The organism is Pinisolibacter aquiterrae (assembly GCF_019160155.1).
GTDB classification, from domain to species: Bacteria; Pseudomonadota; Alphaproteobacteria; order Rhizobiales; family Ancalomicrobiaceae; genus Pinisolibacter; species Pinisolibacter aquiterrae.
This window is the reverse complement of record NZ_JAFNIH010000019.1, coordinates 145,974-169,932: the sequence shown is the minus strand read 5'-3', so window position 1 is coordinate 169,932 and position 23,959 is coordinate 145,974. Positions and strand designations below refer to the sequence as shown.

The 23,959-nt window shown below is 72.1% G+C and carries 27 protein-coding genes; 13 read left to right on the top strand and 14 right to left on the bottom strand.

Annotated features, from left to right (window positions below; all coding sequences use genetic code 11):
- Positions 1-134: 134 nt before the first annotated feature.
- Positions 135-467 (top strand): hypothetical protein, encoded by a 333-nt coding sequence (locus J3S89_RS05090; RefSeq protein WP_217926393.1) that lies wholly within the window; start codon positions 135-137, stop codon positions 465-467.
- A 134-nt stretch (positions 468-601) separates the two neighbouring features.
- On the top strand, positions 602-1,093 hold the full coding sequence (locus tag J3S89_RS05085; RefSeq protein WP_217926392.1) for a copper chaperone PCu(A)C: 492 nt from the start codon (positions 602-604) through the stop codon (positions 1,091-1,093).
- Positions 1,094-1,170: 77 nt separating this feature from the next.
- Here J3S89_RS05085 and J3S89_RS05080 read toward each other — a convergent pair whose 3' ends face one another.
- Positions 1,171-2,346 (bottom strand): NnrS family protein, encoded by a 1,176-nt coding sequence (locus J3S89_RS05080; protein WP_217926391.1) that lies wholly within the window; start codon positions 2,344-2,346, stop codon positions 1,171-1,173.
- Between the two features lie 153 nt (positions 2,347-2,499).
- Here J3S89_RS05080 and mog point away from each other — a divergent pair, with 153 nt between their 5' ends.
- The gene (gene mog, locus J3S89_RS05075) at positions 2,500-3,054 is read left to right on the top strand and encodes a molybdopterin adenylyltransferase (protein WP_217926390.1); all 555 of its coding nucleotides are present in this window, start codon (positions 2,500-2,502) and stop codon (positions 3,052-3,054) included.
- Entirely contained in the window at positions 3,051-3,596 is a 546-nt protein-coding gene (locus J3S89_RS05070; protein ID WP_217926389.1) for a DUF2478 domain-containing protein, read from the top strand. The genes mog and J3S89_RS05070 overlap by 4 nt, the downstream gene beginning before the upstream one ends.
- Before the next feature lie 129 nt (positions 3,597-3,725).
- On the opposite strand, the gene folK is transcribed toward J3S89_RS05070, so the two are convergent.
- The 6 genes from folK to J3S89_RS05040 form a co-directional block, all read right to left on the bottom strand.
- Positions 3,726-4,208 carry a 2-amino-4-hydroxy-6-hydroxymethyldihydropteridine diphosphokinase gene (gene folK, locus J3S89_RS05065; protein ID WP_217926388.1) on the bottom strand — a complete coding sequence of 161 codons (483 nt, stop codon included), beginning with the start codon at positions 4,206-4,208 and terminating at the stop codon, positions 3,726-3,728.
- Positions 4,201-4,569, bottom strand: coding sequence for a dihydroneopterin aldolase (folB, locus tag J3S89_RS05060; RefSeq protein ID WP_217926387.1), 369 nt, complete (start codon positions 4,567-4,569; stop codon positions 4,201-4,203). The genes folK and folB overlap by 8 nt, the downstream gene beginning before the upstream one ends.
- The gene (gene folP / locus J3S89_RS05055; RefSeq protein WP_217926386.1) at positions 4,566-5,384 is read right to left on the bottom strand and encodes a dihydropteroate synthase; all 819 of its coding nucleotides are present in this window, start codon (positions 5,382-5,384) and stop codon (positions 4,566-4,568) included. The genes folB and folP overlap by 4 nt, the downstream gene beginning before the upstream one ends.
- A gap of 108 nt (positions 5,385-5,492) precedes the next feature.
- Positions 5,493-5,984, bottom strand: a complete 492-nt coding sequence (locus J3S89_RS05050) for a YbaK/EbsC family protein (RefSeq protein WP_217926385.1) — start codon at positions 5,982-5,984, stop codon at positions 5,493-5,495.
- Positions 5,981-6,892 carry a metallophosphoesterase family protein gene (locus J3S89_RS05045; RefSeq protein ID WP_217926384.1) on the bottom strand — a complete coding sequence of 304 codons (912 nt, stop codon included), beginning with the start codon at positions 6,890-6,892 and terminating at the stop codon, positions 5,981-5,983. The genes J3S89_RS05050 and J3S89_RS05045 overlap by 4 nt, the downstream gene beginning before the upstream one ends.
- A gap of 129 nt (positions 6,893-7,021) precedes the next feature.
- The gene (locus J3S89_RS05040; protein ID WP_217926383.1) at positions 7,022-7,318 is read right to left on the bottom strand and encodes a hypothetical protein; all 297 of its coding nucleotides are present in this window, start codon (positions 7,316-7,318) and stop codon (positions 7,022-7,024) included.
- 67 nt (positions 7,319-7,385) lie between these two features.
- On the opposite strand from J3S89_RS05040, the gene J3S89_RS05035 reads away from it, so the two are divergent.
- Together J3S89_RS05035 and J3S89_RS05030 are read left to right on the top strand one after the other, a co-directional pair.
- Positions 7,386-7,856, top strand: a complete 471-nt coding sequence (locus J3S89_RS05035; protein WP_217926382.1) for an NUDIX domain-containing protein — start codon at positions 7,386-7,388, stop codon at positions 7,854-7,856.
- Positions 7,857-8,112: 256 nt separating this feature from the next.
- On the top strand, positions 8,113-8,616 hold the full coding sequence (locus tag J3S89_RS05030) for a GNAT family N-acetyltransferase (protein ID WP_217926381.1): 504 nt from the start codon (positions 8,113-8,115) through the stop codon (positions 8,614-8,616).
- 40 nt (positions 8,617-8,656) lie between these two features.
- Here the strand turns inward: J3S89_RS05030 and J3S89_RS05025 are convergent, their stop codons facing one another.
- The 4 genes from J3S89_RS05025 to J3S89_RS05010 are packed head-to-tail and all read right to left on the bottom strand — an operon-like array spanning position 8,657 to position 15,672.
- Positions 8,657-10,738 (bottom strand): hypothetical protein, encoded by a 2,082-nt coding sequence (locus J3S89_RS05025; protein WP_217926380.1) that lies wholly within the window; start codon positions 10,736-10,738, stop codon positions 8,657-8,659.
- A gap of 16 nt (positions 10,739-10,754) precedes the next feature.
- Entirely contained in the window at positions 10,755-13,685 is a 2,931-nt protein-coding gene (locus J3S89_RS23360) for a DUF4159 domain-containing protein (RefSeq protein ID WP_217926379.1), read from the bottom strand.
- A complete protein-coding gene (locus tag J3S89_RS05015; protein ID WP_217926378.1) occupies positions 13,682-14,641 on the bottom strand; it encodes a DUF58 domain-containing protein in 960 nt (319 codons plus the stop codon). The genes J3S89_RS23360 and J3S89_RS05015 overlap by 4 nt, the downstream gene beginning before the upstream one ends.
- A gap of 23 nt (positions 14,642-14,664) precedes the next feature.
- Entirely contained in the window at positions 14,665-15,672 is a 1,008-nt protein-coding gene (locus J3S89_RS05010) for an AAA family ATPase (protein WP_217926377.1), read from the bottom strand.
- Positions 15,673-15,832: 160 nt separating this feature from the next.
- Between J3S89_RS05010 and J3S89_RS05005 the strand changes: the two genes are divergently transcribed.
- The 5 genes from J3S89_RS05005 to J3S89_RS04985 are packed head-to-tail and all read left to right on the top strand — an operon-like array spanning position 15,833 to position 20,036.
- Positions 15,833-16,444 (top strand): DUF1285 domain-containing protein, encoded by a 612-nt coding sequence (locus J3S89_RS05005; RefSeq protein WP_420801354.1) that lies wholly within the window; start codon positions 15,833-15,835, stop codon positions 16,442-16,444.
- The gene (locus tag J3S89_RS05000; protein WP_217926376.1) at positions 16,441-17,160 is read left to right on the top strand and encodes a CoA pyrophosphatase; all 720 of its coding nucleotides are present in this window, start codon (positions 16,441-16,443) and stop codon (positions 17,158-17,160) included. Before J3S89_RS05005 ends, J3S89_RS05000 begins: the two co-directional genes overlap by 4 nt.
- Positions 17,157-17,420, top strand: a complete 264-nt coding sequence (locus J3S89_RS04995; protein WP_217926375.1) for a DUF6111 family protein — start codon at positions 17,157-17,159, stop codon at positions 17,418-17,420. Before J3S89_RS05000 ends, J3S89_RS04995 begins: the two co-directional genes overlap by 4 nt.
- Before the next feature lie 22 nt (positions 17,421-17,442).
- Positions 17,443-18,711 (top strand): CCA tRNA nucleotidyltransferase, encoded by a 1,269-nt coding sequence (locus J3S89_RS04990; RefSeq protein WP_217926374.1) that lies wholly within the window; start codon positions 17,443-17,445, stop codon positions 18,709-18,711.
- 59 nt (positions 18,712-18,770) lie between these two features.
- Entirely contained in the window at positions 18,771-20,036 is a 1,266-nt protein-coding gene (locus J3S89_RS04985) for a GGDEF domain-containing protein (RefSeq protein ID WP_217926373.1), read from the top strand.
- Positions 20,037-20,100: 64 nt separating this feature from the next.
- On the opposite strand, the gene J3S89_RS04980 is transcribed toward J3S89_RS04985, so the two are convergent.
- The 3 genes from J3S89_RS04980 to J3S89_RS04970 form a co-directional block, all read right to left on the bottom strand.
- On the bottom strand, positions 20,101-20,319 hold the full coding sequence (locus J3S89_RS04980; protein ID WP_217926372.1) for a DUF2158 domain-containing protein: 219 nt from the start codon (positions 20,317-20,319) through the stop codon (positions 20,101-20,103).
- An 85-nt stretch (positions 20,320-20,404) separates the two neighbouring features.
- Positions 20,405-21,298, bottom strand: a complete 894-nt coding sequence (hemF, locus tag J3S89_RS04975) for an oxygen-dependent coproporphyrinogen oxidase (RefSeq protein ID WP_217926371.1) — start codon at positions 21,296-21,298, stop codon at positions 20,405-20,407.
- On the bottom strand, positions 21,295-21,867 hold the full coding sequence (locus J3S89_RS04970) for a tRNA (cytidine(34)-2'-O)-methyltransferase (RefSeq protein ID WP_230489263.1): 573 nt from the start codon (positions 21,865-21,867) through the stop codon (positions 21,295-21,297). Before J3S89_RS04970 ends, hemF begins: the two co-directional genes overlap by 4 nt.
- Before the next feature lie 299 nt (positions 21,868-22,166).
- Between J3S89_RS04970 and petA the strand changes: the two genes are divergently transcribed.
- The gene (petA, locus tag J3S89_RS04965; RefSeq protein ID WP_217926370.1) at positions 22,167-22,691 is read left to right on the top strand and encodes a ubiquinol-cytochrome c reductase iron-sulfur subunit; all 525 of its coding nucleotides are present in this window, start codon (positions 22,167-22,169) and stop codon (positions 22,689-22,691) included.
- 25 nt (positions 22,692-22,716) lie between these two features.
- Positions 22,717-23,949 carry a cytochrome b gene (locus tag J3S89_RS04960; RefSeq protein WP_217926369.1) on the top strand — a complete coding sequence of 411 codons (1,233 nt, stop codon included), beginning with the start codon at positions 22,717-22,719 and terminating at the stop codon, positions 23,947-23,949.
- The last annotated feature ends 10 nt before the right edge of the window (positions 23,950-23,959 follow it).

Here is a 23,959-nt window from a genome sequence, read left to right as displayed (position 1 = left end):
GCAAGGCCGGGGGCGCGGCGGGGAGTCGCGAGAGTTGCGGATTGACGGAACATTCCGGAATTTCGCAAGCTCCCGTCATGATCGAACGCGCAACTCGACCCTGGATGCGATTTGCGGCTGCGGTGTGTCTCACCGTGGCGACGATTCTCGTCGGATTCGCGCATCGGCCGTTGCCGGGGTTCGACGCGGCCACGGCGACGATCGGCTCCTCGAACATCGCCTTCGGCTCGTTCTGCGTGGCGTCGCGGCCGGTGTCGGCGAAGGACGGCGCGCCCGTGGGCGGGCCGACGCTTCGGGTCTGCGACGCCTGCGTTCTCTTCGCCGCGCCGGGCCTCGGGGCGGTCGCGGAGATCGTGCCGCCACCGCCGCCGGGGCGCGGGATCGAGCCGGTGACGGTCGTCGCCGAGGCCTGGCGTTCGGCGAGTGTGGTGCGAGCGCGGGCGCGCGGGCCACCACGGTGGGCGTGACCTCGATTCTTGCGACTTATCCGACGACAATGACGCCGCTTCGGCGGTGTGGTCGATGGTCCGGTGCTCTCGTTCGCGATCGAGGTCGCGGCGAGATCCGCCGACCGAGCGACGCTCCACAAGAAAGACCCATCATGGCCCTCATCCGCACACTCGCTCTCGCCGCCGGCCTCGTCCTCGCGTCCGGCGCGGCCTTCGCCCACGACTACACGGTCGGCGCGCTGAAGATCGATCATCCCTGGAGCCGGGCGACGCCGAAGTCGGCGCCGGTCGGTGCCGGCTACATGACCATCACCAATTCCGGCGGCGCGCCGGACCGTCTGGTGTCGGCCTCCGCCGACGTCTCGGCCAAGGTCGAGATACACGAGATGGCGGTGATCGACGGCATCATGAAGATGAAGCCGCTCGACCAGGGCATCGTCATTCCGGCCGGCGGCAGCGTCGCCTTCAAGCCGGGCAGCTATCACGTGATGTTCATCGGTCTGAAGAAGCCGCTCGAGGCGGGGCAGACCTTCAAGGGCACGCTCGCCTTCGAGAAGGCCGGCAAGGTCGAGGTCGAGTTCCAGGTCCAGGACATGGCGGCGAAGCCGATGGACCATTCCGGCATGAAGCCGATGGGGCACTGACGGCGGCGCGATCGCGACGACGGACGACGAGAGACGGGGGGGGCGGTCGCGGGACCGCCCCCCGTTTCCGTTTCGGCTCAGCGTGGCCGGGCGAGGATCGGGGCGTAGATCACCACGAAGCCGGCGAAGGCGACGAGCCAGCCGACGGCGGCGAGGTGGAGCAACAGGAATTCCGCCGAGCCGAGCCCCATGGCGATGCGGGCGAGGGCGGCGACGAGCCCGCCGAGATAGAGGAGGGCGATCGGCCGGGTCGCGCGGAGCGGGCGGCCGGTATGGCCGAGGCTCGCCCGTGTCATCACCGCCAGCGTCATCAGGCCGATGGCGCCGACGGTCCAGGCGTGGAGCGCGGCGGAGGGCAGGAGCGGCGCGCCGAAGAGGCTCGCGGCGAGCAGCAGGAAGCCGAGGGCGACGAAGAGATAGGCGACGTGGAGCACCACCACCAGCTTCTCGTCCCAGGTGCGCCAGCCGGCCCAACGGGCGAGGCGGACGAGATGGGCGAGGCCGGTCACCAGCAGCACGCCGGCGGTGACCGGCCCCTCGGGCCAGGCGACCCAGAGGGCGAGGGCGGCGGCGGTCGCGCCGCTCACCACCATGTCGAAGCGGGCGAAGGGTCTGGCGGCGGCGCCGGGGCCGCGATTGCGCAGCCAGTTGATGGTGAAGCTCGGGACGATGCGGCCGCCGATGATCACGATCAGCATCAGCGTCGCGGCGATGCCGATGCGCAGGCCGAAGGCGGCGGTGCCGCGGGTGATCGTCTCGAGGTGGAAGATCGCGTTGCCGAGGGCGAGGAGGACGATCAGGCCGACGACCTTCAGGTTGCGGCCGTTCTTGCCGGCGACGACCTCGCGGCCGGCGACGAAGGCGAGGGCGGCGAGAAAGGCGACGTCGACGACGGCCGCCGGGATCGCGCCGATCGCCGCGGAGACGAAGACGGCGAGGCGGCCGAGTGCCCAGAGGCCGGCGAGGAGCGCGAGCGGCCGGCCGACCACCGGCAGGCGGCCGGTCCAATTGGGGATCGCGGTGAGGAGGAAGCCGGCGATCGCGGCCGGGCCGTAGCCGTAGAGCAGTTCGTGGACATGCCAATCGAGTGGCGAGAAGGCGGTCGGCAGGGTGATCAGGCCCTCCCAGATCGGCAGCCACAGGAGGATGGCGATCGCGGCCCAGGCGGCGGCGAGGAGGAAGAAGGGCCGGAAGCCACCGGCGAGCAGGGCGGGGCCGCGATGGGCGCGCAATCCTTCGGCGGTTCTCGCCATGGGGGTTTCATCCTTCTTTGGGAGGAAATTCTCGAGGGTGATCCCACGTGCGGGTGATCCCGCCCTTGATCCTCGATAAGACCGGGGGCTTTGATGGGCGAGAAAATAGGGCGTCCGCACCGGCCGACCTCATCAGACCCTCGGAAAGATCGCATGACCGACGAGAAGACCCCGTCCACCGCCGTGCCCATCGGCGTCGTCACCGTCTCCGATCGCGCCTCGCGCGGCATCTACGAGGACCTGTCGGGCCCGGCGATCGAGACCTATCTCGCCGAGGTGCTGGCGACGCCGTTCCGGATCGTCAAGCGGATCGTCGAGGACGAGCAGCCGGCGATCGAGGCGGCGCTGATCGAACTCTGCGACGGCGAGGGCTGCTCACTGGTGGTGACCACGGGCGGCACCGGACCGGCGCCGCGCGACGTGACGCCGGAGGCGCTCGTCGCCGTCTGCGACCGGATGATGCCGGGCTTCGGCGAGGCGATGCGGGCGAAGAGCCTGACGATCGTGCCGACGGCGATCCTGTCGCGGCAGGAGGCGGGTCTGCGCGGGTCCTCGCTGATCATCAACCTGCCGGGCAAGCCCGCCTCGATCCGCGACTGTCTCGACGCGGTGATGCCGGCGGTTCCCTATTGCATCGATCTCGCCGGGGGCTACCGGCTCGACACCAAGCCGGAGCGGATGATCGCCTTCCGGCCGAAGGGCGCATGACCATGGCTCACGACGATCCGATCCTGGCGGCGCTGGTCTATTCGACCGGCGAGGGCGCGGTGATGGGGCGGCTCGCGGAGGCGGCGCTCGGCCTCGGGCTCGACGTCGCCGGCATGATCCAGCACGACGAGCGGCGGCCCGACCGCCGGCGCTGCGACATGACGCTGGTCGACCTCGGCTCGGGGCGCAAGATCCCCCTCTCGGAGGATCGCGGCAAGGACACGCGCGGCTGCCGCATGGATCACGCCGCACTCGAGGAGGCGGCGGGTCTGGCGCTCGCCGCGCTCTCCGGCGAGACGCTGCCCGACCTTCTGGTCCTGTCGAAATTCGGCAAGCGCGAGATCGAGGGCCACGGGTTCCGCCAAGTGGTGGAGCGCGCGGTCGAGCTCGGCGTGCCGCTGCTGGTCGGGGTCACGGCCGACCATGTCGAGGGCTTCCGCGCCTTCGGCGGCGGGCTGGAACAGGTGGTCGAGACGGTCGAGGCGGCGGCGGCGCTGATCGAGGATCTCGCCCGGACCAAGACGGCGCGCGACGCCGCCTGAGGCCGGGGAGATCACGAGCGCCGCTCGAGGCTCTTCGCAAAAGACGAGTCCCGAGAATCGCTTGGGGCCACCGGCTGAACTTCCAGGTCCGCCTTCACGCCTTCACGTTCCGATTCCGATTCGGGTGCTTCACGCGAAGGATCCGACCCGTTCGAGGCCGGCGCGGTCGCTCGCCGCCGCCATCTCGCCGACGCTTCGTCGGGCGACGACCCGGTCCGCCGCAATCTCGGCGAGGGGCACCAGCACGAAGGCGCGTTCACCGATCCAGGGATGCGGCAGGGTCAGGCCGGGCTCGTCGACGGCGAGGCCGTCGACGTCGAGGAGGTCGAGGTCGAGGGTGCGCGGGCCCCATTTCTCGGTCCGGACCCGGCCGAGCGCGGTCTCGGTGGCCAGACACAGATCGAGCAGGGCGCGGGGGGAGAGATCGGTCTCGACGCGGATGCAGGCGTTCAGAAAGGCCGGCTGATCGGCGACGCCCCAGGGCGGCGTCTTCCACAGCGACGAGCGCGCGACGATCCGGCAGCCGCCGGCCTCGAGCCGGGCGAGGGCGGCGCGGAAGGTCGCGGCGACGTCGCCGAGATTGCCGCCCAGGCCGATCAGTGCGTCAGCCATCGCGGCGGCGCTCGATCTCGATGGCGACGCCGTCGAGGATGGTGGGGATCGGCGCGGCCGGCTTCTCCACCTTCACGGTGACGGTGTGGATCTGGGAATAGGTGGTCAGGATCTGCTTGGCGATCACCTCGGCCAGTGCCTCGATCAGCGAGAAGCGGCGCTCGGTGGCGACGTCGACCACGATCTTGGCGAGGCGGTCGTAGGAGACGGTGCGCTTCCAGTCGTCGGCGACGGCGGCGGGGCGGAGATCGAGCCGGCAATCGAGCGAGACGTAGAAGCGCTGGCCGAGCCGTTCTTCCTCCGGGTGGATGCCGTGATAGGCGTAGACGGCGATGCGGGTGAGCAGGATGCGGTCGGTCATGCACGACTCCGGACGAGGGCGTCGGTGACCTTCGCGGCCTCGACGTGAGGCCGCACGTCGTGGACGCGCAGGATGTCGGCGCCGAGCCAGCAACCGACGACATTGGTGGCGAGCGTGCCGTAGAGCCGCTCGGACGGGGGCAGGTCGAGAATGCGCCCGACGATGCGCTTGCGCGAGGTTCCGAGCAGGATCGGCCGGCCTAGGTCCTTCAGCTCGTCGAGGCGGGCGAGGGCGGCGAGATCCTGTTCCGGCGTCTTGCCGAAGCCGATGCCGGGATCGATCACGACGTCGTCCTCGGGGATGCCGGCGGCGAGCGCGATCTCGATCGAGCGGGCGAAGAAGGCGCGCATCTCCGCGACGACGTCGGCGTCCGGATCGGGCGTGTCGCGGTTGTGCATCACGATCACGGGAGCGCCGTGATCGGCGGCGACGCGAGCGAGGTCGGGATCGCGGGTGAGGCCCCAGACGTCGTTGAGGAGGGTGGCGCCGGCGCGGAAGGCGGCCTCGGCGGTCGCCGCCTTGAAGGTGTCGATCGAGATCGGCAGCGCGGTCTCCGAGGCGAGGCGTTCGATCACGGGGACGACGCGGGCGATCTCGTCGGCGGCGTCGACGGGCGTGTGGCCGGGGCGGGTCGATTCGCCGCCGACGTCGAGGAGGTCGGCGCCTTCGGCGATCATGTCGCGGGCGTGGGTGAGTGCCGCGTCGAGTTCGTTCCAGCGGCCGCCGTCGGAGAAACTGTCGGGCGTGGCGTTGAGGATGCCCATCACCAGGGTGCGACGGCCGAGATCGGGCAGGAGATCGGCGAGGCGGCTCATGATCGCTCCTTCGGACCGGCGCGCGGGCGCTCCACCTCTAGCGCCCGGCGGCGGCGGTGGCGAGAGGCCGGCGCGAAAAACCGCGAGCGTGCCGAGAGGGCTCGCGCGTCACGACACGCGGGCGATGCGGGCGCCGACGGCGTCGGCGAGGGCGCGCGGCGTCGTCTCGAAGACCGCGAAGGGGGTGCCGGCGGCGGCCCAGATCACGTCATGGGCGAAGAGATCCTCGTCCATGACGGTCGGAAGGGCGGTCGCGTGGCCGAAGGGCGGCACGCCGCCGATGGCATAGCCGGTCAGCGCCCGGACGTCGTCGGCATCGACCCGGACGACGGGCTCGCCGATCACCTCGACCATGCGCTTCTCGGCGACCCGATTGGCGCCGGAGACCAGGAACAGCCATGGCGTTCCGCTGGTCTTGCCGCGAAAGATCAGCGATTTGGCGATCTGGGCGAGCGTGCAGCCGCAGGCGTCGGCCGCCTCCTGGGCGGTGCGGGTCGAGCCGGGCATCTCGCGCACGGTGACGGCAAGGCCGAGGGCGCGGGCGGCCTCGGCGACGCGGACGGCGCTGTCGCGCAGCGGTGTCTCGGGAGCGCCGGTCATGAGGACTGGTCCTCGGGCAGGAGCTTGCGGCGCGAGATCTCGATCAGGCCGGAGGTCGCGTCGCGGAACCCGCGTTCGATCCTGAGGGTGCGCCAGGCGCCGGGCTCCCCGTCGATCTCGAACAGGTTCCAGCCGGCGCCGCGGCGGTCGGGGCCGGGATTGCGCGAGGCCGAGGGCACGCCCACCAGCGGTACCGGACGGTGAGGCCCGGCGAGCCATTCGACGGAGGAGCGGTGGGTGTGGCCGTGCAGGATCAGCTCGGCGCCGTGGGTCTGGATCACCTTGCGCAGGCGCGAGGCGCCGATCAGGCGGCCGGCCCAATGGATCGGCTTGCGCGCGGGCGGATGGTGGATCAACACCACGCGATAGAGGCCGTCGCGGGCGGTGTGCTCGAGCAGTTCGGTCAGACGCAGTGCCTGACCCGCCTCGAAGCGGCCGGTCGCCATGAAGGGGGCGGTCGCCTCGGCCGAGGAGACGCCGATGATCGCGACCGGGCCACGGCGGCGCACATAGGGCCAGTGGATGGTCTCGCCGGCGTCGTCGCCCTTCATGAAGGCGCCCCAGGCTTCCGACGTCCGCTTGACGGCGCTCGGCACATAGGCGTCGTGGTTGCCGGGGACGGCGGAGACGTCGCGCGCCGGCCCGAGCGAGGCGAGCCAGCGGCGGGCCGGCTCGAGTTCGGCGTCGAGGGCGATGTTGACGATGTCGCCGGTGACCGCGACATGATCGGGGCCATGAGCCCGGAGATCGGCGACGAGATCGCCGAGGACGGCGGGGCGCATGCCGCCGCGGCCGCGATTGAGGCGCCAATTGATCCAGCCGAGCATGCGCTTTCCCATCAGTTCGCGGAGGCGAACGTCGGGCAGCGGGCCGAGGTGGGGATCGGAGACGTGAGCGAGGCGAAACATGCGGCAGGAACTACCGTTCCGGAAGGCGGACGTCCAGCCTGCACAAGGGCGAACACGGCGGTGTGACGGCACAAAAAAAAGGCGGATCCCCCCGGGATCCGCCTCGAACGGCACGGCATGGCGGGGCGATCAGGCCCAGCCGAAGGTCTTCAGGATCGCCGAGACGCGGGGATCGGTGAGATCGAGCGCGGGCTTCCAGGTGTAGGAGGTGGTCTTGGGGGCCTTGCGGCGGAACAGCGAGAACATCGTCGTCTTCCAGAGTTCGGGCGAGCGGGGCCGTCGGCGCCTCTCGGCGACGACGACGGGAACCGTCGATCCGTCGTGGACCGAGGGCGACATCGCCTCGTTGAATTCGTATGACGCAGATATATGCAATTGCTCGAGAAAGAACCAGTCGGAGGCGAGCCGGTCACCCATGCGTGCCATGCATGGCCGTCGGAAAGCGTCACAATCGTGCCATGGTCGGCTCCGTGATCGGTGAACGAGGTGAATCATGCGTGAATGGCCCCTGATCGCTTCGGCGGCAAGGCGTCTTGCGGTTCTGAAGGCGCGACTGGCGGCGCGAACCACCCTGGGTGCGCGCGCGCTGGTCTTCGGCCCCGACGGGCGTGTTCTGCTCCTGCGACATACCTATGTCCCCGGATGGTATTTTCCGGGAGGGGGTGTCGAGGCGAACGAGACCGCGGCGGAGGCGGCGGAGCGGGAAGTTCTCGAGGAGACGGCGGTGGTTCTCGTCGAGCCGCCGCGACTGGTATCGATGCACCTCAACATCCGCGTGTCGCCGCGCGACCACGTCGCCTTCTTCGTCGGCCGGACCGAGGCGGCGACGGCGCGGGCGCGGACCGGCGAGATCGCGGAGGTCGGGTTCTTCGCGCCCGACACGTTGCCGGAGGGGGTGACCGGGGCGACGGCGCGGCGGATTGTCGAGGTGATCGAGGGGCGGCGGCCGGAGCGGGTGTGGTGAGGGAACTCGGACTTGCGTCGGCCTCGGCTGTCGTGCTACCGGCTGCCGGGCCCGCGATCCGGGCGACGAACGAGACGGGCGTGACGATGCCGATGGCGCGCATTCAGCGACGACGAACCGAGCGACGGGGCTTCGCCCCTGCCGTCGTCGCGCCCCGTCGCGACCGCGCCGCCGCCCTCGCTCGTTGACGTCGAGCGTTCGGCGCGGCTCGGCCGAGGAGCGCGACGGTTCGACCCGACGACCGGATGCGCTCCACATGATCGATCTTTCTCCCGAAATACGGCCCGAGACGGCCGCCGACCACGACGCGATCGCCGCGTTGCACGACCATGCCTTCGGACCGGGCCGGTTCGCCCGCACCGCCTCGCGTCTGCGCGAGGGGGTGGCGGCCGATCCCGATCTGTCGCTGGTGGCGCGGGTCGGGCCGCGTCTGGCCGGGTCCGTCACCATGACTCCGATCCTGATCGGCGCGGAGCCGGCGCTGCTGCTCGGGCCGCTCGCGGTCGATCCGGACTTCGAGAACCGGGGCATCGGCCGCGCGCTGGTGCGCGAGACCCTGGCGCGGGCGGCGGCGGCCGGGCATCGGCTGGTGCTTCTCGTCGGCGACGGCCCCTATTACGGCCGGCTCGGGTTCCATCCGGTGTCGCCGGAGCGGGTGCGGATGCCGGGGCCGGTCGATCCGCGCCGGGTGCTCGTCGCCGAACTGGTCGAGGGCGCGCGCGAGGCGGCGCAGGGGCTGGTCGCGCGGGCGCCGCACTGATCTTCGCCACGCCGATCGACGCCGCGCCGAGCGAGCGAGGTCAGCGCCCCTCGCGCCACCACACCGCCGCGAAGAGCGCGAAGAGGAGCGCCACGGCGGCGAGGCCGGAGGCGAGCGCGGTGCGCTCGGCGCCCCTGGTGACGACCGCGCGCGAGGCCGAAAGTCCGATCCAATCGTCGCCGGCCCGGGGGCCGGCGCCGTCGCGCACGGTGACGCGCGGCAGCCGGGGCGTGTCGCCCGGGCCGGCGAGGAGGCGGCGGACCGAGCCGCCGGTCGCCGTGGCGAGCGGGCGCAGCATCGCCTCGGTCGAACGCATCGCCGCGAATTCGAGCGGATCGGCGGGGCCGACATGGGCGAGGGCGGTCAGTTTGCCGTCGCTCGCGCGCCAGAGGCCCTGGACGTCGGCGGGCAGACCGCCACGCCACAGGCCGGGCTCGGCGGCGGCGAGATCGATCTTGCGCTCGCGGCCGGTGGGGTCGGTCACGGTGACCGGGGCGGCGGTGTCTGCGAGGGTGTGGCGCTCGATCGTGAGGGTGCGGCCGTCGCTCGCCAGGCGCAGCGCCTCCTCCTCGAGGTCGGGTTCCTTCATCAGCCAATGGGCGACGCGGCGCAGCAGTGGCCCATGCGGGCCGCCACCGTCGAAGCCGCGCGCCCACAGCCAGATCTGATCGGAGGCGAGGAGGCCGACGCGGCCCTTGCCGCGATGGGCGAGCAACAGAAGCGGGCGCTCGGCCGGGCCGGCAAGCAGGGTGGCGGCGTCGGGCGCGGCGGTGACCGGGGAGAGGCGCAGCCAGCGTCCCCAGTCGGGCGTCGTGCCGCCGCCGGGCAGGTCGCGGGTGACCGGGTGGCGGGTGCCGAGGGTGGTCAGCGCCGGGCGGAACGGATCGACGGCGGGCGCGTCGCGGGCGGTGGCGGGCAGGATCTCGCCGAGGGGCGTGTCGGTCAGGCCGTCCGGGTCGGCGAGATCGGGGCCGCTCGCCACCAGGACGGCGCCACCGGCGCGGACATAGTCGACGATGTTGTGGAAATAGCCCCAGGTCAGCAGGCCGCGCCGGCGATAGCGGTCGAAGACGATCAGGTCGAAGTCGCGCAGCCGCTCCTGGAACAATTCGCGGGTCGGGAAGGCGATCAGCGCCAGTTCGCCGACCGGCACCAGATCCTGCTTCTCGGGCTGGCGCAGGATGGTGAAATGGACGAGGTCGACCGAGGCGTCGGATTTCAGGAGGTTGCGCCAGGCGCGCTCGCCGGGGTGGGGCTCGCCGGAGATCAGCAGCACGCGCAGGTTCTCGCGCACGCCGCGAAGGCTCACCACGGCGCGATCGTCGAGGGGCGTGACGTCGCCGGGAAGCGGCTCGACCGTCGCCTCGAAGACGATCTCGCCGGCATGCGGCACCTCGACCTCGAAGGAGAACGGCCGACCCGGCGTCACCTTGCGGCGGGCGATCTCGGTGCCGTCGCGGGCGAGGCGCACCTCGACCGGCGGGCGCGGGCCGGCGACGCCCTCGTCGTCGACACGGAAGGTCAGCGTCTGGGTCTTGCCGACGAGGCCGAAGCGCGGTGCGGCGACGACCACGGTGCGGCGGTCGATCTCGTCGGCGCGGCCGGTGATCAGGGCATGGACGGGCGCGGTGAAGCCGAGCCCGGCGGGGTTCGCCGGGACGTCGTGGACGACGCCGTCGGTGATCGCGACGACGCCCGAGACACGTTCGGGCGGCACGTCGGCGAGGGTGCGGGCGAGGGTCTCGAAGAGGCGGGTGCCGTCGCCGCCGGGGTCGGTCCGGTCGTCGAAGATCGCCTCGCGCAGTTCGATGCCGGGGAGCGCGCGCAGGCGCTCGACCATGCCGGCGCGGGTGGCCTCGGTGGTCGCCTCGCGGCCGGGCAGGCGCTGGCTGGCCGAGCGGTCGGTCAGGAGCACGACGACGCCGGGCAGGGTCTCCGAGCGTTCGCGGCGGATCTCCGGGCCGGTCAGGGCGAGGAAGAGAAGGGCGAGCGTGAGCGCGCGCAGGCCGGCGCCGCGACGGCGCGCGAGGAGGCCGGCGACGGCGACGGCCGCGACGGCGAGGCCGAGGCCGATCAGCAGCGTCGACCCGACGAAGGGGGCGAAGTCGAGGCTCCAGGTCATCGCGCGCGCCTCCCGCTCATCGGCCGAGCCTCTCGAGCAGGGCGGGGATGTGGACCTGATCGGCCTTGTAGTTGCCGGTCAGCACGTACATCACCAGGTTGATGCCGGTGCGCAGCGCCATTTCGCGGCCGCGCGGATCGGCGCTCGCCATCGGCAGGAGGTCGTCGTCGCCGTCGGTGCGGGCCCAGGCGCCGACCAGATCGTTGCCGGTGACGAGGATCGGCGAGACGCCGTCGGCGGCGCGGACGGGGCGGGCGGGCGCGGCGCGCTCGCCGGGGGCGCCGTCCGGAGCGGGGCCGGCCGGGGCGAGATCGTCGCGCGGCTCGGCGCCGGACGCCTCGACCCAGAGGCGCCCGTCGAACCGGCCGGGGAAGGCCTGCAAGAGATAGAAGGTGCGGCCGAGGACGTGGTCGGGGGGCACCGGCTCCAGCTCCGGCAGATCGAGCCCGGTGAGGAGACGGCGCAGCGCCGCGCCGGCCGGGGTCGAGCGGCCGGTGCCGCGCAGGGCCTCGGCTTCGTCGGCGTCGCGGGTGTCGAAGACGACCGTGCCGCCGGAGCGCATGTAGGCGTCGACCCGGGCGAGGGCCTTGGGCGACACGGCGGCGTCCGGCGCCACCGGCCAATAGAGCAGCGGATAGACGGTGAGATCGTCGCTCGCCGGATCGACCCCGACCGGGTCGGCGGGCTCGAAGGAGGTGCGGTCGGCGAGCGCGCGCGACAGGCCGAGAAGGCCGCGCCGGGCGACGTCGTCGAGGGTGGCGTCGCCGGTCTCGATCCAGGCGAGGCGCGGGGCGAGGGCGGCGGCCTTCGCCTTGTCGTCGATCGGCGGCGCCTCCGCCGCATGGGCCGGGCTCGGGGCGAGGGCGAGGAGGCCGAGGGCGGCGGCGACGACGAGGCTCGCGGCGAGGCCGGGGCGCGGGCGGCGGCGGCACCACGCGGGGGCGAGGCGGAGGATCGCGTCGATCAGGGCGGCGACGATCGCCGCCACCAGGAAGCCGGGGGCGAGCGGGGTGGCGTCGGCGCCGGCCCGGCCGAGGAGCGTCACCTTCGCCTCGGCGAGGCGCGGCTCGAGCGGTTCCAGCGTCGCGCCGGAGGCGATCGGCTGGAGCGCGGCGAGGGCCTCGCCACGGCCCCACAGGCCGGGCGGGTGACGGCGGTCGGGACGGGTCCCGGCGATCGCGGCGGCGGTGATCGGCCGGGCCTCGGGGCCGGGCGGGCCGAGCCGGCCGAAGCCGTCGAGGAGCCGCCAGGGCGGCAGCGTGGCGCGATCGGTCGCGGCGAGGGCGGTCGCGGCGGGGGCGGAGGTCCCGGCCTCCGTCGCGGCGGCGTCGGCCGGCGCGGTGGCCGGGGCGCCGGCGAGGGCGACGATCCGGCGCAGCATCTTCGGGAAGACGCCGGAGAGCGGCAGATCCGACCAGGCGGTGTCGGCGCCGACGTGGAACAGCACGATGCGCCCGCGTCCGCGCGGGACGGCGGTGACGACGGGCGTGCCGTCGGTCAGCGCGGCCCAGGTGCGTTCGGCGAGTTCGGGGCCGGGCTCGGCGAGGATCTGGCGGGTGACGCGGACCTCGGAGGGCGCGGTCAGATCGGCGAAGGGGCCGGTCTTGGGGAAGGGGCCGAGGCCGCGCGGGCTCGCCCAGGAGAGGGCGCCGCCGAGCGCGCGTTCGCCCCGGCGCAGGCCGACCGGCAGGAGCGGATCGTCGGTCGCGGCGGCGGCGAGGCGCGGTCCGGCGAAACGCAGCAGGATGCCGCCCTTCTCGACCCAGGCGGCGAGCGCGGCGGCGGCGTCGGGCGGCACCGCGCCGACGTCGGCGAGCACCAGGACCGAGAGGCCGTGATCGATCAGCTCGCGGATGCCGGCGCCGATCTCGGTCGCCTTGGGCAGGCGCCGCTCGGAGACCGGGGCGAGGGCGGCGTCGAGATAATGGGTCGGGGCGAGCAGGGGCTGGTCGCGGTCGAAGCCGGTGCCGGTGACGAGGCCGACGGTTCGGCGGCGCCAGCGGTCGTCGACGAGACGGGTGGCGCCGGCGCCGGGACGATCGACGATCTCGACCCGGGCGACGTCGTTGCGCAGATCGAGCGGCAGTTCGAAGCGGACCTCGGCGCGGGGGGCGCCGGCCTCGAAGCGCCAGGGCACCTCGGCGAGGCGGCGGCCCTTGCGATCGAGCGCGGCGAGGCGGCCCTCCTCGCCGCCGCCGGTCTCGGCGCGGAGGAGGCCGGCGGTGATCGCCTCGGCGCCGTTGTCGAGCCGGTCGACGGCGATCGCGTCGACCCGGCCGGGGAGCGAGACGGCGATCGGGGCGTCCTTCGCGGCCTTCACGAGACCGTCGAGGAAGGCGCGGGTCTCGGCCGCCGGGGCGAGGTCGGCGCCATGGGCGACCCAGACGACGGAGCCGGGCGGATCGGTCTCGGCGGAGCGGGCGAGCGCCGGCAGGAGCGCCGCGCGGGTCTCGGCCCAGGGGTGGGGCGCTGCGACGGCGAGGCGGCGGCGGGCGGCCTCCACGCTCTGCGGCGCGAAAGTCTGATCGGCCTCGCCGGCGAGCCCGATCAGCACCACCGGGCGGCCGCGCGCCTCGGCGGCGTCGAGGCGGCGGGAGAGCCGGGCGACGGTCTCCTCCCAATGGGCGGCGGCGGGCCAACCGTCGTCGACCAGGAGCCACAGCGGGCCGGTGCCGCCGTCGTCGTCGCCGCCGGGGTTCAGAACCGGCCGGGCGAGGGCGAGGGCGAGGCAGGCGACCACGGCGACGCGCAGGAGAAGAAGCCACCACGGCGTGCGGGCCGGGGTCTCCTCGCGGTTCTCGAGATCGCGCATCAGGGCGGTCGGCGGGAAGTCGACCGTCTTCGGGCGCGGCGGGGTGAGCCGCAACAGCCAGATCAGCGCCGGCAGCGCGAGGAGCGCGAGCAGCGCGGCCGGGGCGCCGAAGCCGAGGGCGAGGAGCGCGCTCATCGCCGTTGCCCTCGTCCGCCGTCGAGGTGGCGCGCGCCGCCGAGGGCGGCGTGGAGGGCGAGCAGGGCCTCGCTCGCCGGGCGGTCGGTGGCGTGGGTGACGAGGCTCCAGCGGTGGCGGGCGGCGAGACGGGCGAGCGCCTCGCCATGGGCGGCCCAGCGGTCCGACCAGCCGGCGACCAGCGCCTCGGCGCGGCGGCCGTGGAAGCGCTCGCCGGTCTCGGGGTCGCGGAATTCGATCGGCCCGGACCAGGGCAGCGCCGCCTCGGCCGGGTCGTGGACCCTGAGCAGGTGGAGGCGCGCGCCCTCGGCGGAGAAGCGGCCGAGCCGCGCCTCGATCGCGCCGGGGTCGTCGAGGAGATCGCCGATCGCCACCACCTCGCAGGCGCGCCCGACCGGGGCGGTGGGCGCGGGGACGGCGTCGTTCTCGGCGCGGGCGAGCGCCTCGGCGAGGCGTTCGGCGGAGCGGCGGTCGGCGCGCGGGGCGAGAAGGCCGGGGACGCCGACGCGCTCGCCGGCGCGGCCGAGGAGTTCGGCGAGTGCCAGGGCCAGCACCAGGGCGCGCTCGGCCTTGGTGACGGAAGCGAGATCGGAGCGCCAGTCCATCGAGCGGCTGCGGTCGAGGACGATCCAGACGGTGTGGGCGGCTTCCCATTCCCGTTCCCGCACGTGGAGATCGTCGCCGCGCGCCGAGCGGCGCCAGTCGATGGCGTGGGTCGGCTCGCCGGGGATGTGGGGGCGATATTGCCAGAAGGTCTCGCCGGCGCCGACGCGGCGGCGGCCGTGCCAGCCGGCGGCGACGGTGGCGGCGACGCGGTTGGCCTCGACCAGGAGATCGGGCAGGGCCTCGGCGAGACGGCGGGCGGCGAGGAGCGGCCGGGCGTCGCGCGGTCGCGCCCCCGCCTTCGTCGCGGACGACGGCGGGTGGGGCGGGACGGCGGGGGACGGACGATCCAAGGGCTCGGGCCTCGTGTGGCGGGTCAGCCGATGCGGGCGGTGAGGCGGGCGACGACGTCGCGCACGCCGACGCCGTCGGCGCGGGCGGCGAAGGTCAGCGCCATGCGATGCTGCAGGATCGGCTCGGCGAGTGCGATCACGTCGCCGACGTCGGGGGCGAGGCGACCCTGGAGGAGGGCGCGGGCGCGCACCGTCAGCATCAGGGCCTGACCGGCGCGCGGGCCGGGACCCCAGGCGACGGCGGCGGCGGGATCGTTCGGGGCGGGCGGACCGGCGGGACGGGCGGAGCGGACCAGGGCGAGAATGGCGTCGACGACGCTCTCGCCGACCGGCATCAGGCGCACCAGGGCCTGGAGATCCATCAGTTCGTCGCCGCCGAGGACCGGCTCGGGCTTGGTCTCGCTCGCGCCGGTGGTCTCGAGCAGGATGCGGCGCTCGGTGGCGAGATCGGGCCAATCGACATCGATCTGCATCAGGAAGCGGTCGAGCTGGGCCTCGGGCAGGGGGTAGGTGCCCTCCTGCTCCAGCGGGTTCTGGGTGGCGAGGACGTGGAACGGGCGCGGCAGATCGTGACGGACGCCGGCGATGGTGACGTGGGCCTCCTGCATCGCCTGGAGCAGGGCGGACTGGGTGCGCGGGCTCGCGCGGTTGATCTCGTCGGCCATCAGGAGACGGGTGAAGACCGGCCCCTTCACGAAGCGGAACGAGCGGGTGCCGTCGGGGGCCTGATCGAGCACTTCCGAGCCGAGGATGTCGGAGGGCATCAGATCGGGGGTGAATTGGATGCGGCGGGTGTCGAGGCCGAGCACCACGCCGAGAGTCTCGACGAGGCGGGTCTTGGCGAGGCCGGGCACCCCGACGAGGAGGCCGTGACCGCCGGAGAGCAGCGTCACCAGGGCGCGCTCGACCACCTCCTCCTGGCCGAAGACGACGCGGCCGATGGCCTCGCGCACGCGGCTCATGCGCTCGATCGCCCGTTCGGCGCGCGCGACGACGGTCGCATCGGAGGTCTCGGTCGTCGGCTCGGTCATGATGGCGTCCACAGGTCTCGATCTCGGGTCCCGGACGATCGTGCGTGGGGAGTTGATCGCGGGCGTCTTCCCTCGGGGGCGGGAGTTTGACAGGATCGGGGACGGATGGCACCCCGAAACGTCGCATCGCGACATGGTGCGGTGAGGAGACGGCGAAACCGTGGTCGAGGACAAGACGGCGACGACCGGATCGACGGGCATCACAGGGTTGGCGGCGCGGCTCGGCGAGGCCGGCGGCGGACGCGGGCCGGCGCCCGTGGAGCGCTGGAATCCGCCCTTCTGCGGCGACATCGACATGCGCATCGCGGCCGACGGGACGTGGTTCTACGGCGGCACGCCGATCGGGCGCGAGGCGATGGTGCGTCTGTTCGCCTCGGTGCTCCGACGCGACGACGACGGCCGCACCTATCTGGTCACGCCTGTGGAGAAATGCGGCATCACCGTCGAGGACGTGCCGTTCCTCGCCGTCGAGCTGTCGGCGGAGGGCGAGGACGAGGCCCAGGTGCTGGGGTTCCGCACCAATGTCGGCGACGTCGTCACCGTCGACGACGCTCATCCGCTGCGCTTCGCCCACGACGAGCACAATCACGGCCTCAAGCCCTATGTCCTGGTGCGGGGGCGGCTCGAGGCGCGGCTGACCCGGGCCGTTCTCTACGATCTCGTCGAGCGCGGCTCGGAGAGCGTGATCGACGGAGAGACCTGGTTCGGGGTGTGGAGCGCGGGCCGCTTCTTCCCCGTGGTGCCGACCGCCGAGCTCGAGAGACTCTCATGAGCGGTGGTCCGATCGATTATCGCGCCGAGGCCTTCGCCGCTCGGGTCGCGCCCCATCTCGTTCGCGAGGGCGACGAGGTGACGCTGCCGCCCCGGTTCGGCGACACAACGCTCAATCCCTCGCTCGCGGCCTCGATGGCGCGGGCGACGCTGCGCGACGCGGCGGTGCTCGTGCCGATCGTCACCCGGCCGCGCGAGGCGGGGGTGATCCTGACGCAGCGGACCGAGCATCTCTCCTCCCATGCCGGGCAGGTCGCCTTTCCCGGTGGCAAGATCGACCGGGAGGATTCCGGGCCGATCGAGGCGGCCCTGCGCGAGGCGGAGGAAGAGATCGGGCTCGACCGCGCTCATGTGATGCCGCTCGGATGCTTCCCGGCCTATGCCTCCAATTCCGGATACCGGATCGTGCCGGTGATCGGGTTGGTCCGGCCGGGGGTCGAGCTCGTCGCCAATCCGCACGAGGTGGCGGACGTGTTCGAGGTGCCGCTCGGGTTCCTGATGAACGGCGCCAATCACCGCGTCGGCAATCGGGTCTGGCAGGGGCGGCGGCGATATTTCTATGAAATGCCCTTCGGCGATCGCTATATCTGGGGGGTGACGGCCGGGATCGTCCGACAGATCTTCGAGCGGACCTATGGTCGCGGCGCGCCGCCGGCCCCGGGGACGCCGGGGATCGGCATCGGCGAACCGGATCCGGCGAGTGAGGAGACTTCATGATTCGGCTGGTGGCGATCCAGGTCGCGCTGTTCCTTCTTCCCTTCGCGGTGTGGGCGATCGTCGCGAAATTCCGGGGCAGCGACGGCGATCTGCTCGAGGTCGAGGCGCGGGCGCCGCTCGCCAAGCTGGCGGCGATCGGCTTCGTGCTGACCATCGTCGCCTTCCTGGTGCTGGCGGCCTTCGACGGCGGATCGGTGTCGGGAACCTACGTGCCGGATCGGTTCGAGAACGGGCGGATCGTCCCCGGTCACATCGACTGAGGCGTCAGATGAGGATCGTGCCGTGAGGCGAGCGGCGACCGAGACGCGAATCGCGGCGGACTGGCTCGCCGATCCGCGGCTGCATCGCCTGTTCGCGGCGATCGAACGCGACGGCGATACCGCCTATGTGGTCGGCGGGGCGGTGCGCAACACGCTGCTCGAGCGACCCGTCGGCGACGTCGACGTGGCGACCACGGCGCTGCCGGCGGTGGTGACGGCGCGGGCGGCGGCGGCCGGGCTGAAGCCGGTGCCGACCGGCATCGACCACGGCACCGTCACGGTGGTGGTCGAGGGGCACGCTTACGAGGTGACGACGCTGCGCCAGGACGTGGAGAGCCACGGCCGCCATGCCACCGTCGCCTTCGGGCGCGACTGGTCGGTCGACGCCCATCGCCGCGACTTCACGATGAACGCGCTCTACGTCTCGCTCGACGGGGTGGTCCACGACTTCGTCGGCGGCATCGCCGACTGCCGGGCCGGGCGGGTCCGTTTCATCGGCCGGGCGGCGGCGCGGATCCGCGAGGATCGGCTGAGGATCCTGCGGTTCTTCCGCTTTCACGCCGCCTATGGGCGCGGGGCGCTCGACCCGGAGGGGCTCGCGGCGGCGATCGCCGCGCGCGACGGGCTCGCCGGGCTCTCGGCCGAGCGGATCGGCCAGGAGACGATGAAGCTCGTCGTGGCCGAGGGCGCGCCGGCGACGGTGGCGGCGATGAGCGACGCCGGCCTCCTGCAACGGGTCATCGGGCGCGCCGCCGATCTCGGCGGGTTCGCGCGAGCGCATGGTCTCGTCGGCTGCGACGGCGGGCCGACCCGCGACGGTGACGCGGCGGTGTTCCTGGCGGCGCTGGCGGCCTGGAGCGAGGCCGACGCGCTCGACCTGTGGCAGCGCCTGCGCCTCTCCAACGCGACGCGCGAGCGGATGGTGGCGGCGGTCGGTCGGGCGCGGACGCTTCCGCAGGGTACGCTCGCGACGGCGGCGGCGATCGATCGGCTGCTGTTCGAGGCGGGTCGGGAGGGCGCGCGCGACGCGCTCGTCCTCGCCCATGCGCGGGCCCTGGCGGGGCGTGAAGAAGTTTCCACAGCTTTGTCACAGGCGGCCTCGCGGCCGGTTCCGGTGCTGCCGATCGCCGGGCGCGACCTCGTGTCACTGGGCCTGCCGTCGGGCGCCGCGGTCGGGCGAATTCTGGCGGATTTGCGCGCTCTCTGGATCAACCAGGGGTTCCGTCCGGATCGTGCCTCCCTGCTCGCTTCCGCTGAGGCAGAGATCGCCGGCATTTTAACCAATCGGTAAACCCTCCCTGAAGGCCGGCTTCGTAGAACCGGGAGACCTCCTGCTCCCGGATCCGCCTCATGACGACGCTCGTTTCCTCTCGATCCGCGTTCGCGCCGCATTTCGACGGCGAGGAGCGGTTCGACGCCCTGGTTCGTCTGCGTTTCCAGGCGGATCGCCGCACGCTCGAGGCCCGGCGCCTGGGGCGGGCGATGATCTGGTTCGCTGGGCTGTGGAGCCTGGTGCCGCTGATGGAGTGCCTCCTGTCGACGGCGGTGTCGCCGGTGATGGTGGCGCTGCATTTCGGCATGGTGATCCCCTGGGCGCTGCTGATCGGCAGCCGCGTCGACGGGCGCCGGTCGGCCCTGCCGGCCGAGGTGCAGGCGGGGAGCGTGGCGCTGATGGCGGTGGCGGCGACGCTGATCGGTCACCGCGTCGGCGCGGCGCGCGAGGAACGGGCGTTCGATCTCGTCGCGGTTCTGCCGATCCTCTCGCTGTGTCTCTTCGTGCGGCCGGGCCGCGCCGTCGCGACGGCCGTCGCCGGGATCGGGCTCGCCCTCCTGTGGGGGGCGGTGATCCCGAGCGGGGATTTCGCGCCGGCGGTGCTGGGGCCGTTGGCGGTGGCGAGCGCGGTGGTGCTGATCGCGCTGGTGGCCGGGCAGACCGTCGAGGGGGCGTTGCGGCGGGAACACATGGGCCGGCTGCGCAGCGACCTCGCGGCGCATCGCCTCACCCACCGCAACGACGAGCTCAAGGTACTGAGCGAGGTCGACACGCTGACCGGGCTCGCCAATCGCCGCTCGATCGATCTGCGTCTGCCGGAGATCTCCGAACAGTCGTCGAGCGAGGGCGAGGTGGTCGCGGTGATGATGATCGACGTCGATCACTTCAAGTCGTTCAACGACCGTTTCGGGCATCAGGAGGGCGACCGCTGTCTGATCGCGGTGGCGCGGGCGGCGAGCGATCAGATCCGGAGCAAGGACGATCTGATCGGCCGGTTCGGTGGCGAGGAGTTCCTGGCGGTGCTGCCGGGGGCGGGGCTCGAGGCGGTGATGCGGGTGGCGGAACGGATCCGCGTGGCGATCGAACGGCTCGAGATTCCGCAGGCGGGCGGACGAGCCGGGCGCGTGGTCACGGTCAGCATCGGCTGCAGCGCCGGCGTCGTCTCCGCCCACCATACCATCGACGATCTCTTGCGCGCCGCCGACGCCGAGCTCTACGCCGCCAAACGCGCGGGCCGCAATCGGGTCGCGCCGCTCGATCTCCGCCCCGAGGGCGCGCCTTGCGACGCATTCGATCCGTGCGAGATCGCGCCGGGCGGACGCGCCCTCTCCAGCGCCGCGTGAGCGTCGGGGCGGCGCCCCGACGGTCGCGGGCCGACCGAGGTCGGGCGGAGCCGGCGGGACGGGCTCAGCCGGCGTCCTCGTCCTCGTCGTCCTCGAAGGCGACGGCGATCAGGACGGCGGCGGGCAGGTCCTCGAAGCGATAGGCCTGTTCCTCCTCGCAGAACCAGACGCAGGAGGCGAGATCGCCGAGGATCGAGGCGACCGTCAGCATCGGACCGCCGGATTTCAGAACCACGACGTCGCCGGCCGACAGGGTGGTTACGGGCGTTTCTGTCTCGCTCATGGGAGGCTCCCTCGAATCGCGGCGGAACGGATGCCGCTCGCGAGATCGAGGGTGGGCGCGCTTCATGACGGCCGGGCGACGCGTCTCAGGGCCATTTCACCACCGGCGGCATCGACGACAGGATCGAGGCGACGTTGCCGCCCGTCTTCAGGCCGAAGATGGTGCCGCGATCGTGGAGCAGGTTGAACTCGACGTAGCGGCCGCGCCGGATCAGCTGTTCCTCGCGATCGGCCGCGGTCCAGGGCGTCGCGCCGTTTCGCCGCACCAGTTCGGGATAGATGCCGAGAAAGGCCTCGCCGACCGCGCGGGTGAAGGCGAAGTCGGCCGCGACGTCGCCGCTGTCGAGGCGGTCGTAGAAGATGCCGCCGACGCCGCGCGGCTCGCCGCGATGGGGCAGGAAGAAATAGTCGTCGCACCAGGCCTTGTAGCGCTCGTGGTCGGCGACCGCGTGGGCGTCGCAGGCGGCCTTCATGGCGGCGTGGAAGGCGATCGTGTCGGGATCGGTCTCGACGCGACGGCGATCGAGCACCGGAGTCAGATCGGCGCCGCCGCCGAACCAGCGCCGGGTCGTCACGACGTGGCGGGTGTTCATGTGGACGGCGGGGACGTTCGGGTTCCAGGGATGGGCGATCAGCGACACGCCGGAGGCCCAGAAGCGCGGATCCTCGGCGGCGCCGGGGATCTCCTTGCGGAATTCCGGGGCGAATTCGCCGTGGACGGCGGAGACGTGGACGCCGACCTTCTCGAAGACGCGGCCGTGCATCATCGCCATGGTGCCACCGCCGCCCGGCGTGCCGGTGTGATCGACCCGCGCCCAGGGCGTGCGCACGAAGCGGCCGGGGGCGGCATCGACGCCGGGGGTGGCGATCTCGTCCTCGAGGCGCTCGAAGGCGGCGGTGATTCGATCGCGCAGCGCCTCGAACCAGGTGGCGGTCGCGGCCTTCAGGGCGTCGAGATCGGCGGGGAGGGCGGTGGTCATCGGGGGCATCCTCGGGGGAGAGCCGGGTAGGCGTCGAGTTGTCGCAGCGCCTCGCCGAGGACGACGACGGCGGCCACCGCGACGTTGAGCGAGCGCAGGCCCGCGCGCATCGGCACGATCAGGCGGGCGTCGACGGCGTCGTGGACGTGGTCGGGCACGCCCGCCGATTCGCGCCCGACCATGATCACGTCGTCGGGGCGAAAGGCGAAATCGACGTGGCGCGTCGAAGCCCTGGTCGTCAGCAGGACGAGGCGGCGCCCCTCGTCGCGGCGGCGGGCGTCGAAGGCGGTCCAGCTCGCATGGCGGGTGAGGACGGCGGCGTCGAGATAGTCGAGGCCGGCACGGCGCAGGGTCTTGTCGGTGATCGCGAAACCGGCCGGCTCGATCAGATCGACGGCGAGGCCGAGACAGGCGGCGGTGCGCAACAGGGTGCCGGTGTTCTGGGGAATGTCGGGCTCGTAGAGCGCCAGACGCAGGCGCGTCGAGAGGGCGAAGGCGAGCGGATCGGCGGCGGAAACAGGGGCCGTCGCGGTGGCACGATCGTCGTTCATCGGGGTTTCTACGGACATGTGCGCATTATCGTCGCAGGCTCGAGGGATGGGCAGTGTCTTCAATGACATATTTCGAGTGAAACAATTCCAAGGTCGGGGGGGTGGGGCCGCGCCCGCATCTGGACATTGCGTCGACGTGGTGTCAAAACGGCGGCCGATCGGAGACTGGGGGCAATCGGCTTTCGGTGTCCCATTTCCGCGTGAATTCTCCTCACGTGGCCCATCGATCGGGTCTCTCGGGACGATTTCCCCGAGGTGATGCGGTCGGCGGACGCGGCGGGGGTGATCGATCCGACGACCTTCGAGAGGATCCGACCTTGGCTACCATGGACACCGCAGAACCGTCGCGCCGCGACTTCCTCTACATCGCGACGGGCGCCGTCGGCGCCGTCGGCGTCGCCTCCGTCGCGTGGCCGTTCATCGACCAGATGAATCCCGACGCCTCGGCGCTGGCTCTCGCCTCCACCGAGGTCGACGTCTCGTCCGTCGCTCCGGGGCAGATCATCACCGTCAAGTGGCGCGGCAAGCCGGTCTTCATCCGCAACCGCACCGACGACGAGATGAAGAAGCTCGCGGGGATGGACGTGAAGGCGCTGCGCGATCCGCAGACCGACGAGGCCCGCGTCAAGAAGGGCCACGAGCACATGCTCATCGTCGTCGGCGTGTGCACGCATCTCGGCTGCGTCCCGCTCGGTCATGCCGGCGAGTTCGACGGGTGGTTCTGCCCGTGCCACGGCTCGGTCTACGACGCCTCCGGCCGTATCCATGCCGGCCCGGCGCCCCTCAACCTGCCCGTTCCGCCGTACGAGTTCATCTCGGACAAGGTCGTGAAGATCGGCTGACGCCAGCGCCTCAGGAGAGCAAGACATGAGTGGTCACTCGACCTACACGCCGTCGAACGGCTTCACGCGCTGGATCGACTCGCGGCTGCCGATCATCCGGCTCGGCTACGACAGCTTCGTCGCCTACCCGACCCCGCGGAATCTCAATTACTGGTGGGCCTTCGGCGCCATCCTGTCGATGATGCTGGCGGTTCAGCTGATCACCGGCATCGTGCTGGTGATGCACTACACGCCGAACACCCTGATGGCCTTCAATTCCGTCGAGCACATCATGCGCGACGTGAACTGGGGCTGGCTGATGCGCTACATGCACGCCAACGGAGCCTCGATGTTCTTCATCGCGGTCTACGTCCACATCCTGCGTGGTCTCTACTACGGCTCCTACAAGGCGCCGCGCGAGATCCTGTGGATCCTCGGCGTGGTGATCTTCCTCCTCATGATGGCGACCGCCTTCATGGGCTACGTGCTGCCCTGGGGCCAGATGTCCTTCTGGGGCGCCACCGTCATCACCAACCTGTTCTCGGCGATCCCGCTGGTCGGCGATCCGATCGTGACCTGGCTGTGGGGCGGCTTCTCGGTCGACAACCCGACCCTCAACCGCTTCTTCTCGCTGCACTATCTGCTGCCCTTCGTCATCGTCGGCGTCGTCGTGCTGCACGTGTGGGCGCTGCATGTCGTCGGCCAGAACAACCCGACCGGCGTCGAGCTGAAGAGCGAGCAGGACAGCGTCGCCTTCACCCCGTACGCGACCGTCAAGGACGCGTTCGGCATGGTCGTGTTCCTGATCTTCTTCTCGTGGTTCCTGTTCTATTCGCCGAACTACATGGGCCACCCGGACAACTACATCCCGGCCAACCCGATGGTGACCCCGGCGCACATCGTTCCGGAATGGTACTTCCTGCCGTTCTACGCGATCCTGCGCTCGATCCCGGACAAGCTCGGCGGCGTCCTCGCCATGTTCGGCGCCATCGCGGTCCTGTTCGTGCTGCCCTGGCTCGACACGTCCAAGGTGAAGTCGGCGACCTATCGTCCGCTCTACAAGCAGTTCTTCTGGGTCCTGGTGATCTGCGGCCTCGGCCTCGGCTATCTCGGCTCGCAGCCGGCCGAGGGCGGTTACGTCGTCGCCTCGCGCATCCTCACTGCTTGGTACTTCTTCCACTTCCTGGTGATCCTGCCGGTCCTGGGCCTCGTGGAGAAGCCGCGTCCGCTGCCGGAATCGGTGACGGCCGCCGTGCTCGCCAAGAACGCCGCGCATTGAACGGAAGAGA

Bases quoted from the DNA above. Each gene is read 5' to 3' on its own strand.
- J3S89_RS05085 (WP_217926392.1), top strand. From the start codon at position 602: ATGGCCCTCATCCGCACACTCGCTCTCGCCGCCGGCCTCGTCCTCGCG.
- J3S89_RS05080 (WP_217926391.1), bottom strand. From the start codon at position 2,346: ATGGCGAGAACCGCCGAAGGATTGCGCGCCCATCGCGGCCCCGCCCTG.
- mog (WP_217926390.1), top strand. From the start codon at position 2,500: ATGACCGACGAGAAGACCCCGTCCACCGCCGTGCCCATCGGCGTCGTC.
- J3S89_RS05070 (WP_217926389.1), top strand. From the start codon at position 3,051: ATGACCATGGCTCACGACGATCCGATCCTGGCGGCGCTGGTCTATTCG.
- folK (WP_217926388.1), bottom strand. From the start codon at position 4,208: ATGGCTGACGCACTGATCGGCCTGGGCGGCAATCTCGGCGACGTCGCC.
- folB (WP_217926387.1), bottom strand. From the start codon at position 4,569: ATGACCGACCGCATCCTGCTCACCCGCATCGCCGTCTACGCCTATCAC.
- folP (WP_217926386.1), bottom strand. From the start codon at position 5,384: ATGAGCCGCCTCGCCGATCTCCTGCCCGATCTCGGCCGTCGCACCCTG.
- J3S89_RS05050 (WP_217926385.1), bottom strand. From the start codon at position 5,984: ATGACCGGCGCTCCCGAGACACCGCTGCGCGACAGCGCCGTCCGCGTC.
- J3S89_RS05045 (WP_217926384.1), bottom strand. From the start codon at position 6,892: ATGTTTCGCCTCGCTCACGTCTCCGATCCCCACCTCGGCCCGCTGCCC.
- J3S89_RS05040 (WP_217926383.1), bottom strand. From the start codon at position 7,318: ATGGCACGCATGGGTGACCGGCTCGCCTCCGACTGGTTCTTTCTCGAG.
- J3S89_RS05035 (WP_217926382.1), top strand. From the start codon at position 7,386: ATGCGTGAATGGCCCCTGATCGCTTCGGCGGCAAGGCGTCTTGCGGTT.
- J3S89_RS05030 (WP_217926381.1), top strand. From the start codon at position 8,113: ATGATCGATCTTTCTCCCGAAATACGGCCCGAGACGGCCGCCGACCAC.
- J3S89_RS05025 (WP_217926380.1), bottom strand. From the start codon at position 10,738: ATGACCTGGAGCCTCGACTTCGCCCCCTTCGTCGGGTCGACGCTGCTG.
- J3S89_RS23360 (WP_217926379.1), bottom strand. From the start codon at position 13,685: ATGAGCGCGCTCCTCGCCCTCGGCTTCGGCGCCCCGGCCGCGCTGCTC.
- J3S89_RS05010 (WP_217926377.1), bottom strand. From the start codon at position 15,672: ATGACCGAGCCGACGACCGAGACCTCCGATGCGACCGTCGTCGCGCGC.
- J3S89_RS05000 (WP_217926376.1), top strand. From the start codon at position 16,441: ATGAGCGGTGGTCCGATCGATTATCGCGCCGAGGCCTTCGCCGCTCGG.
- J3S89_RS04995 (WP_217926375.1), top strand. From the start codon at position 17,157: ATGATTCGGCTGGTGGCGATCCAGGTCGCGCTGTTCCTTCTTCCCTTC.
- J3S89_RS04985 (WP_217926373.1), top strand. From the start codon at position 18,771: ATGACGACGCTCGTTTCCTCTCGATCCGCGTTCGCGCCGCATTTCGAC.
- J3S89_RS04980 (WP_217926372.1), bottom strand. From the start codon at position 20,319: ATGAGCGAGACAGAAACGCCCGTAACCACCCTGTCGGCCGGCGACGTC.
- hemF (WP_217926371.1), bottom strand. From the start codon at position 21,298: ATGACCACCGCCCTCCCCGCCGATCTCGACGCCCTGAAGGCCGCGACC.
- J3S89_RS04970 (WP_230489263.1), bottom strand. From the start codon at position 21,867: ATGTCCGTAGAAACCCCGATGAACGACGATCGTGCCACCGCGACGGCC.
- J3S89_RS04960 (WP_217926369.1), top strand. From the start codon at position 22,717: ATGAGTGGTCACTCGACCTACACGCCGTCGAACGGCTTCACGCGCTGG.